This is a genomic window from Nonomuraea sp. NPDC049480 (genome assembly GCF_044465905.1).
In the GTDB taxonomy this organism is placed as follows: Bacteria; Actinomycetota; Actinomycetes; order Streptosporangiales; family Streptosporangiaceae; genus Nonomuraea.
In genome coordinates, this window is record NZ_JBITMD010000001.1 from 53,879 (window position 1) to 68,756 (window position 14,878).

At 70.6% G+C, this 14,878-nt stretch carries 14 protein-coding genes; 4 read left to right on the top strand and 10 right to left on the bottom strand.

Features of this window, described 5'->3' with window-relative positions; translation table 11 throughout:
• Positions 1-27: 27 nt before the first annotated feature.
• Positions 28-1,206, bottom strand: coding sequence for a CehA/McbA family metallohydrolase (locus ACIBX3_RS00240; protein WP_397111555.1), 1,179 nt, complete (start codon positions 1,204-1,206; stop codon positions 28-30).
• Between the two features lie 372 nt (positions 1,207-1,578).
• Between ACIBX3_RS00240 and iolD the strand changes: the two genes are divergently transcribed.
• Positions 1,579-3,432: a 3D-(3,5/4)-trihydroxycyclohexane-1,2-dione acylhydrolase (decyclizing) gene (gene iolD / locus ACIBX3_RS00245; RefSeq protein WP_397111556.1), complete on the top strand. Its 1,854-nt coding sequence runs from the start codon at positions 1,579-1,581 to the stop codon at positions 3,430-3,432.
• Positions 3,433-3,596: 164 nt separating this feature from the next.
• Here the strand turns inward: iolD and ACIBX3_RS00250 are convergent, their stop codons facing one another.
• Positions 3,597-4,037, bottom strand: a complete 441-nt coding sequence (locus ACIBX3_RS00250; protein ID WP_397111557.1) for a DivIVA domain-containing protein — start codon at positions 4,035-4,037, stop codon at positions 3,597-3,599.
• Positions 4,038-4,205: 168 nt separating this feature from the next.
• On the opposite strand from ACIBX3_RS00250, the gene ACIBX3_RS00255 reads away from it, so the two are divergent.
• Both ACIBX3_RS00255 and ACIBX3_RS00260 read left to right on the top strand, forming a co-directional pair.
• On the top strand, positions 4,206-5,132 hold the full coding sequence (locus tag ACIBX3_RS00255; RefSeq protein WP_397111558.1) for an ATP-binding cassette domain-containing protein: 927 nt from the start codon (positions 4,206-4,208) through the stop codon (positions 5,130-5,132).
• Entirely contained in the window at positions 5,129-5,797 is a 669-nt protein-coding gene (locus ACIBX3_RS00260; protein ID WP_397111559.1) for a hypothetical protein, read from the top strand. The genes ACIBX3_RS00255 and ACIBX3_RS00260 overlap by 4 nt, the downstream gene beginning before the upstream one ends.
• 1 nt (position 5,798) lies before the next feature.
• Here the strand turns inward: ACIBX3_RS00260 and rlmN are convergent, their stop codons facing one another.
• Positions 5,799-6,899 (bottom strand): 23S rRNA (adenine(2503)-C(2))-methyltransferase RlmN, encoded by a 1,101-nt coding sequence (rlmN, locus tag ACIBX3_RS00265; protein WP_397111560.1) that lies wholly within the window; start codon positions 6,897-6,899, stop codon positions 5,799-5,801.
• Positions 6,900-7,015: 116 nt separating this feature from the next.
• Here rlmN and ACIBX3_RS00270 point away from each other — a divergent pair, with 116 nt between their 5' ends.
• Positions 7,016-8,038, top strand: coding sequence for a suppressor of fused domain protein (locus ACIBX3_RS00270; protein ID WP_397111561.1), 1,023 nt, complete (start codon positions 7,016-7,018; stop codon positions 8,036-8,038).
• Here the strand turns inward: ACIBX3_RS00270 and ACIBX3_RS00275 are convergent.
• The 7 genes from ACIBX3_RS00275 to ACIBX3_RS00305 all read right to left on the bottom strand — a co-directional run bounded on the left by ACIBX3_RS00275 (position 8,035) and on the right by ACIBX3_RS00305 (position 14,819).
• On the bottom strand, positions 8,035-8,874 hold the full coding sequence (locus ACIBX3_RS00275) for a phosphatidate cytidylyltransferase (RefSeq protein ID WP_397111562.1): 840 nt from the start codon (positions 8,872-8,874) through the stop codon (positions 8,035-8,037). The genes ACIBX3_RS00270 and ACIBX3_RS00275 overlap by 4 nt on opposite strands.
• A 58-nt stretch (positions 8,875-8,932) precedes the next feature.
• Positions 8,933-9,490, bottom strand: a complete 558-nt coding sequence (frr, locus tag ACIBX3_RS00280) for a ribosome recycling factor (protein ID WP_397111563.1) — start codon at positions 9,488-9,490, stop codon at positions 8,933-8,935.
• A gap of 46 nt (positions 9,491-9,536) precedes the next feature.
• The gene (gene pyrH / locus ACIBX3_RS00285; protein WP_397111564.1) at positions 9,537-10,235 is read right to left on the bottom strand and encodes a UMP kinase; all 699 of its coding nucleotides are present in this window, start codon (positions 10,233-10,235) and stop codon (positions 9,537-9,539) included.
• Between the two features lie 145 nt (positions 10,236-10,380).
• Positions 10,381-11,214 carry a translation elongation factor Ts gene (gene tsf / locus ACIBX3_RS00290; RefSeq protein ID WP_397111565.1) on the bottom strand — a complete coding sequence of 278 codons (834 nt, stop codon included), beginning with the start codon at positions 11,212-11,214 and terminating at the stop codon, positions 10,381-10,383.
• Positions 11,215-11,787: 573 nt separating this feature from the next.
• Positions 11,788-12,762, bottom strand: a complete 975-nt coding sequence (rpsB, locus tag ACIBX3_RS00295; protein WP_397111566.1) for a 30S ribosomal protein S2 — start codon at positions 12,760-12,762, stop codon at positions 11,788-11,790.
• A 258-nt stretch (positions 12,763-13,020) separates the two neighbouring features.
• The gene (locus tag ACIBX3_RS00300) at positions 13,021-13,674 is read right to left on the bottom strand and encodes a response regulator (RefSeq protein ID WP_397111567.1); all 654 of its coding nucleotides are present in this window, start codon (positions 13,672-13,674) and stop codon (positions 13,021-13,023) included.
• On the bottom strand, positions 13,638-14,819 hold the full coding sequence (locus ACIBX3_RS00305; protein WP_397111568.1) for a sensor histidine kinase: 1,182 nt from the start codon (positions 14,817-14,819) through the stop codon (positions 13,638-13,640). The genes ACIBX3_RS00300 and ACIBX3_RS00305 overlap by 37 nt, the downstream gene beginning before the upstream one ends.
• Positions 14,820-14,878: the final 59 nt, after the last annotated feature.

A 14,878-nucleotide genomic window follows, 5' to 3' on the forward strand; every position in this document is an offset into this window, starting at 1 on the left:
GTCTCGTTCGTCTTACACCGCCGGCACTCACTCGCATAGCGCGATCACCTCGTTCTCGTAGGTTTCCAGCCGGTGCGGTCCCGCGCCTGCCGGCACCAGCGCCCGCTCGCCGCGGATCACCCGCCGGGCGCCGCCGGGCCGGACCAGCACCAGGCCGTCGGCGTCCAGTGCCAGCAACTCCTCGCCCAGCCGCAGCAGCAGCGGCGCGTCCGGGCCCGCCGAGACGGCGGTGCGTCCCGCGCGTACGCCGTCCAGCACCGCGCCCGCGTCCTCGGCCAGCACCCAGGTCGTGGGCGCGCCGGGCAGGCCGTCGGAGCCGTGGCGGTGGAAGTCGCTGCCGCCGATCGCGATCACGTCGTCACGCCAGGCGTCCGCCCAGGCCAGCGGGGCGCCCCAGCGGCGGTCCCACCAGCCGGAGCTCCACACCTCGGCGACGCGGGGGCGGCGGCTGATCGGCAGCAGCCAGGCGCAGTCGCCGCCGAGCGGGTGGTTGACGGAGATCAGGCCGCCCGTGCGTTCGGCGTGCTCGGCCCAGGAGTCGGCCGGCTGCCGGAAGTCCACCCAGCCGACGTCACCGAAGACGTTCGCGTGGCCCCGGTCGGTGGTGACCTCCTGTCCGGGGATGAGGGCCACCCCCCGGTCGGTCTTGGCCAGCCAGGGGTGATGGCTGACGGTGTTGTGGTCGGTGACGGCCAGGAAGTCCAGGCCGCGCCCGTGGGCGAGCTCGGCCAGCTCGGCGATGGTGAGGCTCCCGTCGCTGTGCACGGTGTGGGCGTGAAAGTCCCCCGCGAACCACCGCATGCCGTCGATATCAGGGATGTCCCTCCGGGGCGGACGCTCTCCGTGCGGCGGCTCCTCGACGACCGGTTCGGGCGGGGCGACGTTTTCAGCGGAGACGTCGAGGGTGAAGTCGAGCCCGTGGGGCGGGATCCGGTGCAGCCGCAACCACACGTGCCATGTCCCGGCTTCCGGCGCGCCGGGCAGGTACCCGGGCGTCGCCCAGTCGGCGGTGATCACGTACTCGTCCCGCGCACCCCCCGACCAACCGCGGAAGCCGCCGGGCGAGCCGCACCCGAGGTCGATCACCCCCTGCGACCGGTCGTACCCCAGCCGGACCGTCACCGCGGCGGTCCCCGGGGGCACGTCGAAGGGCACCTCGCGCAGGATCCGCTCCAGCCGGTCGTCCAGGCTCCAGTGCCCTCTCACACTCGTTCCCCGTCCCACCACGGTCTCATAGCACTCACTCGATGACGCGTACGTTGAACCCGTTCCCTTGAGGGGGCAGTCATCGCCAATATGTCATGACATCCACATGACATAAAGGGTTGGCCGAATTCCGGTAAAGAGGCGCGGTGGATCGCCGCCTCCGCGGCCGCTCACCGACCGCCCGGAGCAAGGAGCCGGGCCCCGGACGCTCCCGCAGCCAACGTACGTTCCGAGTCGCCGTCGCGAAAATGGGCCCGAAGGCGTTTTCGCGCGTACCTCCTAGGAGAGCAGTCTGGTGAAGCCCGTGGAGGGTGGAGGACCTGATGCGAGGGCCGGTTCACAGACCCCAGACCGCCGTTCAGGAGGACCCTCATGACCCGTTTGACCGTCGCGCAGGCCGTCGTACGCTTCCTCGCCAACCAGTGGAGCGAGCGCGACGGCGCGGAGCGCAGGTTCTTCGGCGGCTGCATGGGCATCTTCGGCCACGGCAACGTCGCCGGGCTCGGCCAGGCGCTGGCCACCTCGGCGGAGGACCTGCCGTACCACCTGAGCCGCAACGAGCAGGCCATGGTCCACACGGCCGCCGCCTACGCCCGCGCCGCCAACCGCCTGGCCACCCTGGCCTGCACCACGTCGATCGGGCCCGGCGCCACCAACATGATCACCGGCGCGGCGGGCGCGACGATCAACCGGCTGCCCGTGCTCCTGCTGCCCGGCGACATCTTCTCCACCCGGGTGGCCGGACCGGTGCTCCAGGAGCTGGAGGACCAGCGTTCGTACGACATCTCGGTCAACGACTGCTTCAAGCCGGTCTCCCGCTTCTGGGACCGGATCAACCGCCCCGAGCAGCTGCCGTCCGCGCTGCTGGCGGCCATGCGGGTGCTCACCGACCCGGCCGAGACCGGCGCGGTGACGCTGGCGCTGCCGCAGGACGTGCAGGCGGAGGCGTACGACTGGCCGGACGAGCTGTTCGCGCACCGCGTCTGGCACATCCCGCGGCCGCGCCCCGAGCGGGCCGCCCTGGCGCGAGCGGCCGAGAGGATCAAGTCCTCCGCCCGCCCGCTGATCATCGCGGGTGGCGGAACGATCTACAGCGAGGCCACGGAGCAATTGCGGATCTTCGCCGAGACGTACGGCATCCCGGTGGCCGAGACCCAGGCCGGCAAGGGCGCGCTCGCGTACGGGCACCCCCTCGCCGTCGGCGCGATCGGCGCCACCGGCACCACGGCCGCCAACACACTGGCCCGCGAGGCCGACCTGATCATCGGCGTCGGCACCCGCTACAGCGACTTCACCACGGCCTCGATGAGCCTCTTCGACCCCGGGGCCGCCTTCGTGAACCTCAACGTCACCGGCTTCGACGCGGCCAAGCTCTCCGGCCTGCAGCTCGTCGCCGACGCCCGCGAAGCCCTTGCGGACCTGACCGGGGCGTGCGCGGGCTGGAGCGCTCCCGCCGCCCGCCGCGAGGAGGTCGCCGAGCTGACGCGGGCGTGGGACGCGGCCGTGGACGCCGCGTACGCGCTGGAGGGCTCGCCGTTGCCGCAGTCCGCGGTGATCGGCGCGGTCAACACGGCCGCGGGCGACGACGGCGTGGTGGTGTGCGCGGCCGGGTCGATGCCCGGCGACCTGCACAAGCTCTGGCGGCCGAGCGGCCCCGGCAGCTACCACGTGGAGTACGGCTACTCGTGCATGGGCTACGAGATCGCGGGCGGGCTGGGCGTCAAGATGGCGGTCCCCCAGCGCGAGGTGTTCGTGCTGGTGGGCGACGGCTCGTACCTGATGATGGCCCAGGAACTGGTCACGGCCATCTCCGAGGGCATCAAGCTGACCGTGATCCTGGTGGACAACTCCGGCTTCGCCTCGATCGGCCACCTGTCGGAGAGCGTCGGCGCGCAGCGGCTCGGCACCTCGTACGCCTACCGCGGCGCCGGCCGCTTCGACGGCGGCCCGCTGCCGGTGGACCTGGCCGCGAACGCGGCCAGCCTCGGCGCGTCCGTGCTGCGCGCGGAGTCGGTCTCCGACCTGCGCAAGGCCCTCGACGCGGCACGCTCGGGGACCGTCACCACGGTGATCTACGTCCGGACCGACCGGACGGCGGACGACGCGCCCTCCTCGGAGGCGTGGTGGGACGTGCCCGTGGCCCAGGTGGGGACGCCGAGCGCCATCCGGGACGAGTACGCGGCGAGCAAACGCTCCCAGCACCCGCACCTCGCCCCGCCCGGCTGACCAGGATTGCCGCCGATCGCGCAGGTGAAGTCCTCTGAGCTCCCGGCCGCCCGGTCACGTCCGTGATCGTGGCTCTGCTGCGCGGGCCGCCTGCCGTCACGCTGTCTTTCAGCACCTTGTGGGTGACGTCCCCGCGCACCGGCCGGGCGTCCGCCGCGTGTGGATCAACCGCGCCGTTCCAGCACGTCCGCGATGTCCGCCAGGAACGAGTCGACGTCCGCGATGAGGTAGCCGGACCTGAACAGCACGGTGGAGAACTTGGCCTGCCGCACCTCCTTCGCCGTCACCGGGAACTCGGTCGTGCCGCGTAACGTGGCCACGACGCGGTCGAGGAAGGCGTCGACCTCGTCCTCGTTGTAGCCGGTTCCCATCCGCCCCGGGCGGAACGCCACCCGCTCGACGCGGGCGGCCTGGGTCTCGAACCACTCCTCGTGCAGCAACTCGCCGGTGGGCTCGGCCATGGCCAGCCGTACGGGCCGTTTGGCCTGGGTCTCCAGGGCGACCACGAACGCCTCCAGGGCGAAGTCGACCGCGGTCTCCTGGTAGCCGCCGCGCCTGGCGCGGAAGGTGGCCGCCCGCACCTCATCGGCGGTGACGGGGTCCAAGGTGTGCGGTCCCCTGCCTAAGGTGGATTCGATGCGGCCGATTAAAGCATCGACTTCCACGGGGTCATAGCCTGAACGCATACCCATGACGCGCGGAAAGCGGTTCAAGCGCACTCCTCTTGAATCGTGCTGGGGGTTACCTCCATTGTGAGGCTCTTTATCGCGCCCATGCGACCCGACATATACCGTTACACCACCATGCGACTGTCCAAGGTCTCATTCCGCTACCGAAGGCGTGAACCCTTCGTCATCCACGACGCCGACGCCGAGCTCTCCCCCTGCGACGTGATCGAGTTGACAGGCGTCAACGGAGCCGGCAAGTCGACCCTGCTGCGGCTGCTGGCGGGACTCGCCGGGCCGACGAAGGGCACGATCGCCGGGCGTCCCGCGGTCGTCGGATTCGCGCCGGACCGCTTCCCCCCTGGCCAGCCGTTCACGGTCACGGCGTACCTGCGCCACATGGCGCGCGTACGCGGCGGCGCCCGATGGGAGCCGTGGGCCGAGCGGCTCACCATGGGACACCTCCTGGCGCTGCCGCTGGGTGAGCTGTCGAAGGGCAGCGCCCACAAGGTCGGCCTGGTCCAGGCGCTGATGGCGGAGCCGGGGCTGCTGATCCTGGACGAACCGTTCGCCGGGCTCGACGCCGAAACGCGTGAGGCGCTGCCCGAGATCGCCGCCGAGGTGGCGGCACGGGGCGGCATCGTGGTCGCCAGCGACCACCAGGGCGGCCTGCGCCGCCTTCCCACCGTGCGCCATTGGTCCCTGATCGACGGCCGCCTCAAGGAAAGCACGCCGGCCCCCGCGCTCGCCGCTTCCGCCGCCGGCACGACGCGGACCACGAGCACCACATACACCGTGAGCGCCACATACACCGCCAACACCGCCGCTCCCGGGGAAACAGCCGCCTCAGTGCAGGCCGCAGGCACCGCGGATGCCGCCGTGTCCCCCCAAGCCGGTGTATCCCCCGAGGGCGGCGCGGCCGGGCGGGCGCTGGCCACCGTCGCCGTCACCCTGCCCGCCGGCGAGCTCCACCACTTCCTGGCGAGGATGCGCGGCGAGGGCTACCAGGCCCGGGAGATCGAGGAGACCGGATGATCGCCCTGGCCACGTTCCGCCTGGCGGCCTACGTCCGCTCCCACCGCGTCTACCAGGCCCTCCTGCTGGCCTTGGCCATGCTGGCGATCCTGAACGGCAGCCGGGCGCCACGCGGCGCGGAGGTCGGCGTGCTCACCGACACCGCCGTACTGATGATCCCCATCCTGGCCTGGGCCGCGCGCAGCCTCCTCGACACCGAGCCCGACCAGCAGCGCGAGCTGTCCGCGGTGGCGGTGGGCAGTCGAGCCAGGGAGGTGGCCGCCGGGCTGGTGGCGGCGTTCACGACGTGCGCCGCGCTCGCCGGGATCGGGCTGGCCGCGGCGCTCTTGCTCGGCATGAGCGGCACCCCGAGGGCCGGCGTGCTGAGCGCGGGCCTTGCCCTGCACGCCCTGGCGGCGCTGGCGGGGACCGGGCTGGGCGCGCTCACCAGCCGCGCGATCCTGCCCTCCCCGGCCCTGTCGATCATGGGCTTGGTGCTCGGCTTCCTGCTGATGCTGCTGCTGAGCGCCTCGCCGTTGTACTGGCTCACGGTCCCGGTCGTCGTCTGGATGCGGGCCGCTAACGACGGCGACCTCCTCGCCCGCTTTCCCGAGCTGGCCGCCGTCTCGCTCACGTGGTGCCTGCTCGCCCTCGCGTTCTACGTCTGGCGGCGGCTCGGACGGTGACCTATTCGGCCGCGGCGAGCTGCCCGCAGGCGCCGTCGATCTCGCGCCCGCGCGTGTCACGCACCGTCACCGGCACGCCGTGGAACTGCAGCCGCCGGACGAACGCCCGCTCGTCCTCCGGCCGCGAGGCCGTCCACTTGGACCCGGGCGTCGGGTTGAGCGGGATGAGGTTGACGTGCACCAGTTTGTTCTTGACCAGCTTGCCGAGCAGGTCGGCCCGCCACTCCTGGTCGTTGATGTCCTTGATCAGGGCGTACTCGATCGAGACCCGCCGCTTGGTCCGTGCCGCGTACGCCCACGCGGCGTCGAGCACCTCCGAGACCTTCCACCGCGTGTTGATCGGCACGAGCGTGTCACGCAGCTCGTCGTCGGGCGCGTGCAGCGACAGCGCCAGCGTGACCGGAAGCCCCTCGTCGGCGAGCTTGCCGATGGCCGGCACCAGGCCGACGGTGGAGACCGTGACGCCGCGCGCGGAGATGCCCAGACCGTGCGGCGCGGGCTCGACCAGGCGGCGGACCGCGCCGATCACCTGCTTGTAGTTGGCCAGCGGCTCGCCCATGCCCATGAACACGACGTTGCTGACCCGCCCGGGCCCGCCGGGCACCTCGCCGGCCGCCAGCGTCCTGGCGCCGGCGACGACCTGCTCGACGATCTCGGCGGTGGACATGTTGCGGGTCAGGCCCGCCTGGCCGGTGGCGCAGAACGGGCAGTTCATGCCACAGCCGGCCTGGGACGACACGCACATCGTGACCCGGTCGGGGTAGCGCATGAGCACCGACTCGACCAGCGCGCCGTCGAACAGCCGCCACAGTGTCTTGCGCGTGGTGCCGCCGTCGGTGGCCAGCTCCCGGACCGGGGTGAGCAGGGTGGGCAGCAGCGTGGAGAGCTTCTCGCGGGAGTCCGCGGGCAGGTCGGTCATCGCGCCCACGTCGGTGGTGAGGCGCTCGAAGTAGTGGCGCGAGAGCTGGTCGGCGCGGAAGGCCTTCTCGCCCAGCTCGGTCACCGCCGCCCGCCGGTCGGCCATCGACAGGTCGGCCAGATGCCGGGCGGGCTTGGCCCGGCGCGGCGCGACGAAGGTGAGCTGACCTGGGGGCTGGGACACTGTTATCGCCTAACTGCCTTTGCTTCGAGGGTTGCCGACCAGGGTAATGAACGTTCGGATCGGAGGTGGCATTCCTGCTCGCGTCATGGTCTCAACCGGATCTACAGTGCACACGTATGGCGATTTTTCGGTCGGCGTCTGGCGAGGGTGGCGCCGAGGTGGTTCTCGCCGCCGGCAACCCGTACGGGAGCCGGACGCTCGTGGTCGAGCGTGACGAGGACTCCTCGGTAGCTTACCTGTGCTCTCCCGACGGCACCGTCCACGGCGCCGTCTGGCTGGCCAACCACCGCCCGGCCCCCGCCGTGGTGGACCTCGCCAGGATCAACGCCGGCCTGCCGCCGCTGATGCCCCGGGCCAACACACTGCACCCGGACGGTCGCCGCCCGCTCGGGCAGCTCACCGCGTTGTGGTTCGAGGAAGGCGACGGCGTCGCGCTGTACGAGGACGACGACCTGCTCGCGGTCATCCCCGGCTGGGCGGACATGAGCAGGGGCATGCCGGGGTACGCGCGTGACGCGGTGGGCGAGTCGCCGTTCGCCTGGGCGTTGTCGGAGGCGCTCGAAGGGCTGGATCCGCGCATCTCCAACGCCAAGTCCTACTGGCGCTGGCGGCACGGCGAGGGGTCGTGGCCGTCGTTCCAGCAGTTCGTCATGGGGCATCTGGACCGGGCGCTGGGGCCCGCGGGCCGATACTGGGACGCCAGCGGCGAGCGGCTGCCGACCGTCGGCATCACCGAGCGCCCGCCGCACGGCAAGCGTGACTTCACCGTGCTGTCCACGGTGGGGATGAGCTGCCAGCGCATGCCGACGGTGGAGCAGTGGATCGACCAGCCGGGCGCGTACGCCAGGATCGAGCTGGCCGTGGCCACCCGCGAGGATCCGAAGGACGCGGCGCTGCTGCTGGTGTGGCTGGCCCAGTATCCATGGCACTCGGTCACGTGGCTCGGCCACGGGCACACGGCGAAGTGGTATCACGAGCCGTCGACGTTCCCGCTGGGACCGCAGTACTCGGGTGTGCAGATGCTGGCCAAAACCCCCCACATGCCTGACATGTCAGGATTCGCGTTCGGCGGCGAGGCCGTACGGTGGCTGTGGCTGACCCCTGTCACCAGGGAAACGCTCGAAGCACAACACCGCTAGAAGAACAACGTCATCAGCAGCCAGACCGGCACCAGCGTGGTCACCAGCGAGTCCAGCCTGTCCATCAGCCCGCCGTGGCCGGGCAGGATCGTGCCGAGGTCCTTGATGCCGAGATCCCGCTTGATCATCGACTCGATCAGGTCGCCCACGGTCGCCAGCAGCGCTGCCAGCGCGCCGATCAACGCCCCCTGCCAGATCTCGCCCTCGAGCAGCCACGTCACCAGCCACGCCCCGACCGCCGTGCACGCGATCACCGACCCGGCGAATCCCTCCCAGGTCTTCTTCGGGCTGATGGCCGTCATCTTGTGCCTGCCGAACAGCACGCCCGCGATGTAACCGCCGATGTCGCTGGCCACGGTCACCGCGAGGAAGATCACCACCCGGTGGTCGCCGTCCTCGGCCCGCAGCAGCATGGCCGCGAACCCCGCCAGCAGCGCGGGGTAGAACAGCGTGAACACCGACGCCGTGGCGTCGCGTACGTAGCCTTCCGGCCCGTGGCTGAACATCCGCCAGATCAGCAGCACGAACGCGAACACCGCGAACGCGGCCAGCAGCCAGACCGGCCCGCCCCAGTACGCCGCAGCCTGAGTCGTCACCAGGCCGGCCAGCACGGGCACGGCCGGCACCTTGATGTCACGGGTCGCGAACGCCCTGGTCAACTCCACCACGCCGACGCCCACGGCACCCACGATCACCAGGAGGAACAGCTCCTTGACCGTGTAGAGGGAGCCGAGCGCGAGCGCGCCGAGCACCACCCCGACGGCGATCGCGGCAGGCAGGTTCCTTCCGGTACGGCTGCCGCCGCTCGAGCTGGTGCCAGCCGTACGTTCTTCCACAGAGTTCTCCAAGAGCCACGGCCCCCGCCTCCGGGGCGAGGGCCGCGCCGCGGGCCGCTCAGACCTCGAGCAGCTCGGTTTCCTTGTGCTTGAGCAGCTCGTCGATCTTGGCGACGTGCTTCTGGGTGATGTCGTCGAGTTCCTTCTCGGCCCGCCGGACCTCGTCCTCGCCCGCTTCGCCATCCTTGATCATCTTGTCGAGGATCTCCTTGGCGGAGCGGCGGATGTTGCGGATCGAGACCTTGGCGTGCTCGCCCTTGTTCCTGGCGACCTTGATGTACTCCTTGCGGCGCTCCTCGGACAGCTCCGGGAACGTCACGCGGATCACGTGGCCGTCGTCGGTCGGGTTGACGCCGAGGTCGGAGTCGCGGATGGCCCTCTCGATGGCAGTCATCGAACTCTTGTCGTAAGGCTGGATCAGCACCATGCGAGCCTCGGGCACGTGGAACGACGCCAGCTGCTGGATCGGCGTCGGCGTGCCGTAGTACTCGGCGTTGATCTTGTTGAACATCGAGGGGGTGACCCGGCCCGTCCGGATGCTCGCGAAGTCCTCCTTCGCGACCGAGACGGCCTTGTCCATCTTTTCCTCGGCTTCGAGGAGGGTTTCGTCGATCACAGCGGCTCCCTGTCGTCTTCTAGCTGGCGGTGTCGGGCTCGCTCCGTCATTTCCCTGCGGGACTCACCAGCGTGCCGATTTTCTCACCGCGTACCGCTCGCAGGATGTTGCCCTCGCCCATGAGGTCGAAGACCACGATCGGCAGATCGTTGTCCTTGCACAGGCTGATCGCGGTGGCGTCCATGACCGCGAGGTCACGCAGCAGCACCTCGCCGTAGTCGAGATGGTCGAACCTGACCGCGTCCGGGTTCTTCCGCGGGTCGGAGTCGTAGATGCCGTCCACCTGCGTGCCCTTGAGCAGCGCCTCGGCGCCGATCTCCAGGGCGCGCTGGGACGCCGCGGTGTCGGTGGAGAAGTAGGGCGAGCCGAGCCCGGCGCCGAAGATCACCACGCGGCCCTTCTCCAGGTGCCTGATGGCGCGGCGCGGCAGGAACGGCTCGGCGACCTGCTGCATGGTGATGGCGGTCTGCACGCGTGTCTCGACGCCCCGCCGTTCGAGGAAGTCCTGCAGGGCCAGGCAGTTGATGACCGTGCCGAGCATGCCCATGTAGTCGGCTCTGGCCCGGTCGATGCCGCCCTGCGACAACGTGGCGCCGCGGAACATGTTGCCGCCGCCGACCACGACGGCGACCTGCACGCCTTCCCTGACCGCTTCGGCGATCGAATCGGCCAGGTGATCGACGACCCCCGGATCGATGCCCAGCGGCTCATTGCCGGCGAACGCCTCGCCCGACAACTTCAGCATCACCCGCTTCCACCTCAGGTGGTTGAGCGGGTTTTGGGATGAGGAAGCCGCCGTCCGTGTGGATTCGTGGGCTGGCTCCCGGTGGTCCTGCACGGCGGCGGCCTCCTTCATTCGGTGGATCGTTGGGCTGGTGGCTTGCCTAAGCCTAAGCCTGACCGACCTTGAAGCGGACAAAGCCGAGGACCTCGACGCCGTTCTCCTCGGCGTACTTGCCGACGCTCTTCTTGTTGTCCTTGACGAACGCCTGCTGGAGCAGCGTGAAGTCCTTGTACCAGCCGTTGACCCGGCCCTCGACGATCTTGCCGATGGCGGCCTCGGGCTTGCCCTCCTCGCGGGTCATCTCCTCGAAGAGCTTGCGCTCCTTCTCGACGACCTCGGCCGGCACCGAGTCGGCCTTGAGGTACTGCGGGGCCATGGCCGCGGCGTGCTGCGCGATGTCCTTGGCGACGTCGGCGTTCGGCTTGTCCAGCTGGACCAGCACGCCGACGGCGGGCGGCAGCGCGGGGTCGGTCTTGTGCATGTACGCACCGATGTAGCCGCCCTCGAGCACCGCGAAGCGGCGAATCTCGATCTTCTCGCCGAGCGCCACGTTGGCCTCGTCGAGGTGCTGCTTGACGGCCTTGCCGTCGAAGGAGGACTCCAGCAGCGCCGCCACGTCGGCGGGCTTGGACTCCAGGACGTGCGCGACGACCTGGTTGGCCAGCTCCTGGAAACGCTCCGCCTTGGCCACGAAGTCGGTCTCGCAGTTGAGCTCCAGCAGCGCGGCGGAGGAGTCGCCGTCCTGCTTGAGCGCGACGAGGCCGTTGGAGGCGGTGCGGGCCTCGCGCTTGCCCACGTCCTTGGCGCCCTTGAGGCGCAGCAGCTCGATGGCGCGGTCGAAGTCGCCGTCGGACTCCTCGAGAGCCTTCTTGCAGTCCATCATGCCGGCAGCGGTGATCTCGCGAAGCCGCTTGACGTCGGCCATGTTCACGGAAGCCATTGCTCTTTTTCCTTGTGGGATTTCGTCGTCGTGGATCGGGTGGACGCCGGGGATCCGGTGCCCACCCTTGTTCGGCACTGCGGGCGCGTGCCGTACAGGAGCCTTTGTCGTGCTCGGGGCTCGGGGCGGCTCGCCGCTGCTCCGCTGGCATACTGCCCAGCCTCGCCGCGGCCTACCACCTGAGCTCGGCCACACCTCACAGCCACGGCCCGGCTTGGCACGGCCACCGCCGCGCCGCCTCGGCCCCCAGCCTGGCACGACCGCCGCGCCGCCTTTGGCTTGGCTTGGCCGGCCGTCTGACTGGCTGCCTTGGCTTGGCTTGGCCGGCCGTCTGACTGCCTTGGCCTGGCCGGCCGTCCGGCTGAGGTGCCATGCGGCCGGCTCGCCGCGCCACGGCCTGGCTTACCGCCTGACCGTGGCGCCGTGTGATCCGGCTCGCCGTGCCCGGCTCGGCCGTTTGCCCAGTCCGGACGCGTGCCTTGCCGGTTGGTGATGCGCCGCTCTTCAGATGTGGCTCGTCTTGCCTTCGCCCGAGCCCGTGGCAACGGCGGCGTCGCCGTTGCCATCGGGTTGTCAGGCCTGCTGCTCGGTCTCGCCCTCGGCGGCGGCCTCGACCGGAGCGGTCTCCTCGGCAGCGGCCTCGACCGGAGCAGCCTCATCGGCGACCTCGGCCGGAGCGGCCTCCGCCGGAGCAGCCTCATCGGCGACCTCGGCCGGAGCAGCCTCGGCCTGAGCAGCCTCCGCCGGAGCGGCTTCATCGGCCGCGCGCTCGCCGGTGCCCTGCTCGATGAGCTCGCGCTCCCACTCGGCCAGCGGCTCGGCGGCGGCCGGCTTCTCGTCACCGCGGGCGGCGCCGGAGCGGGCCATCAGGCCGGCGGCGACACCGTCGGCGACGACCCTGGTCAGCAGGCCGACGGCGCGGATGGCGTCGTCGTTGCCCGGGATCGGGTAGTCGACCTCGTCGGGGTCGCAGTTGGTGTCGAGGATCGCGACGACAGGGATGCCAAGCTTCTTGGCCTCGCTGATCGCGATGTGCTCCTTCTTGGTGTCGACGATCCACACCGCGCTGGGCACGCGGCCCATGTCCCGGATGCCGCCGAGCGTGCGCTCGAGCTTGTCCTTCTCACGACGGCGCATGAGGAGCTCCTTCTTGGTGAGCCCCGAGCCCGCGACGTTGTCGAAGTCGAGCTCCTCGAGCTCCTTCAGACGCTGCAGCCTCTTGTGCACGGTGGAGAAGTTGGTGAGCATGCCACCCAGCCAGCGCTGGTTGACGTAGGGCATGCCGACCCGCGAGGCCTGCTCGGAGATGGCCTCCTGAGCCTGCTTCTTGGTGCCGATGAACAGAATCGTGCCGCCGTGGGCGACGGTCTCCTTCACGAAGTCGTACGCACGATCGATGAAGGAGAGCGACTTCTGCAGGTCGATAATGTAGATGCCGTTGCGCTCGGTGAAGATGAAGCGCTTCATCTTCGGGTTCCAGCGGCGGGTCTGGTGACCGAAGTGAACGCCGCTCTCGAGCAGCTGTCGCATGGTGACGACGGGGGCCATCTGCTGGTCCTCCAGGTCTGGGCGCCCTGCGGATGGGCGCGGTTCTCGGTTGTGTCGCGGCAGCGCATAGGCTGCCGCCCTGATGCCCCGATCCCGCTCCAGCCGGGCGATGAGCCCGGACCGATGGCGCGGTCCGCGGTGGGACATGCGAAGTCGGCCTGTGGTCACAGGCCATCGAAAAGTCTACCTCCCACACCGCCCCAGGCTGACCGTCTGAGGTCAAAGGGACGTCCTGTCCCCTCTGTCACCGCCCAAGGATCATCCGGGGTCCGCCTCGAGGTAGGCGAGCACCGCCATGACGCGCCGGTTGTGATCGTCGCTGGGCGGCAGCCCCAGTTTGGCGAAGATGTTGTTGGTGTGCTTGCTGACCGCCTTGTCCGTGACGAACAGTCGCGCGGCGATCGCGGCGTTCGACATGCCCTCGGCCATCATCGCGAGCACCTCGTTCTCCCTCGGGGTGAGCCGGCCCAGCGGTTCGTCCCGCCGCCTGCGGGTGAGCAACTGGGCGATCACCTCCGAATCCATGGCGGTGCCGCCCGCCGCCACCCTGCGCACCGCCTCGACGAACTGCTCCACGTCCCCGATCCGGTCCTTCAGCAGGTAACCGACCGCGCCGGCCTGGTCGGACAGCAACTCGCGGGCGTAGAGCTGCTCCACGTACTGGGAGAGGATCAGCACCGGAAGTCCGGGCCGCCGCCTGCGGGCCTCCAGTGCCGCGCGCAGCCCTTCGTCGGTGCAGGTGGGCGGCAACCGTACGTCGACCACGGCCACGTCCGGCCGGTGCCGGTCGAGCGCGGCGAGCAGCATCGGCGCGTTGTCCACCGCCTCGACCACGTCGAACCCGTACGCCGACAGCAGGCGGACCAGCCCGTCCCTCAGGAGGGCGAGGTCTTCGGCGATGACAACGCGCACGGTATCTCCATGGTGAGTTCGGTCGGGCCGCCGGGTGGACTGTGGACGCCGAGCGTCCCGTCGAAGGCCGACAGCCGGCGCCTGATGCCGTCGAGGCCGCTGCCCGCCGCCGAGTAGGCCCCGCCGCGCCCGTCGTCGCCCACCATCAGCCGCAGGACGCCCGCCGATTGTCGCAACCGTACCCATGCCCTGGTGGCGGCGCTGTGCTTGGCGACGTTGGTCAGTGCCTCGGCGGTGGCGAAGTAGAGCGCGGACTCGACGGGCGGCTCCGGGCGGCCGGGCAGGTCGATGTCGACCTCGACCGGAATGGGGCACAGCAGCGCGACGGACTGGATCGCTCCGGCGAGCCCTCTGTCGGCGAGCACCGGGGGATGGATGCCGTTCACGAGGTCGCGCAGGTCGACGAGCGCCTGTCCGGCCGCCTCCCAGGCTTCCTGCACCAGCTCGCGGACTCTCTCCGGCTCGCCGGCGCTCTTGGCCATCCCCAGGCTCATCCGCACAGCGACCAGCCTGGCCTGCGCGCCGTCGTGCAGATCACGCTCGATCCTGCGCACTTCGGCCGCCTGCGCGCTCACGACCGCGGCCCTGGACTCGGTCAGCGCCCTGACCCGGTCCTCCCAGGTGTCCGGGGGCCGCAGGAACTGCTCCGCCAGGCGTGCCTGCAGCGTGCGCAGGCGCGGGATCGCCCACAGGGTGAGAGCCGCGATCGCGACGATCGCCAGCGACAGGGCGAGTGTCCGCGGCCGGCTGTTCTCCATGAGACGCAGGCGCCAGATCATGCCGATGGCAGCCGGTGCCAGCCCCAGGGAGATCAGGCAGGCCGGTCCGACGACGGCTTGCGCCGCCAGCCAGGCCACCGCGCGCCCGTTCCCGTCCGCGCGGTGCCGCCCGCGGCCCATGCCGTGCCCCACCCGCTCCGGCGCTCCGGTGACCTCGCGGCCGAGCACGCGCGCCGCCCAGTCGAGCTGGAACCCTGCCAGCGCACGGATGACGGCCAGAACGCGGGGCCGCAACCTCCGACCGCCCACCGGGACCAGCACCGCGCATCCTCCGAGCAGGAGCAGAAGCCCCCACGCCGCCACGCCCGTGACGGCGTTCAGCAGCAGCCCCGCGAAGGGCTCGACGACGTGCCGGATCCTGATCACCTGAATCAGTCTGCCCGCTCACGGCCACGAAGACGGTAGGCCTAGCCCTACCCGGGGAG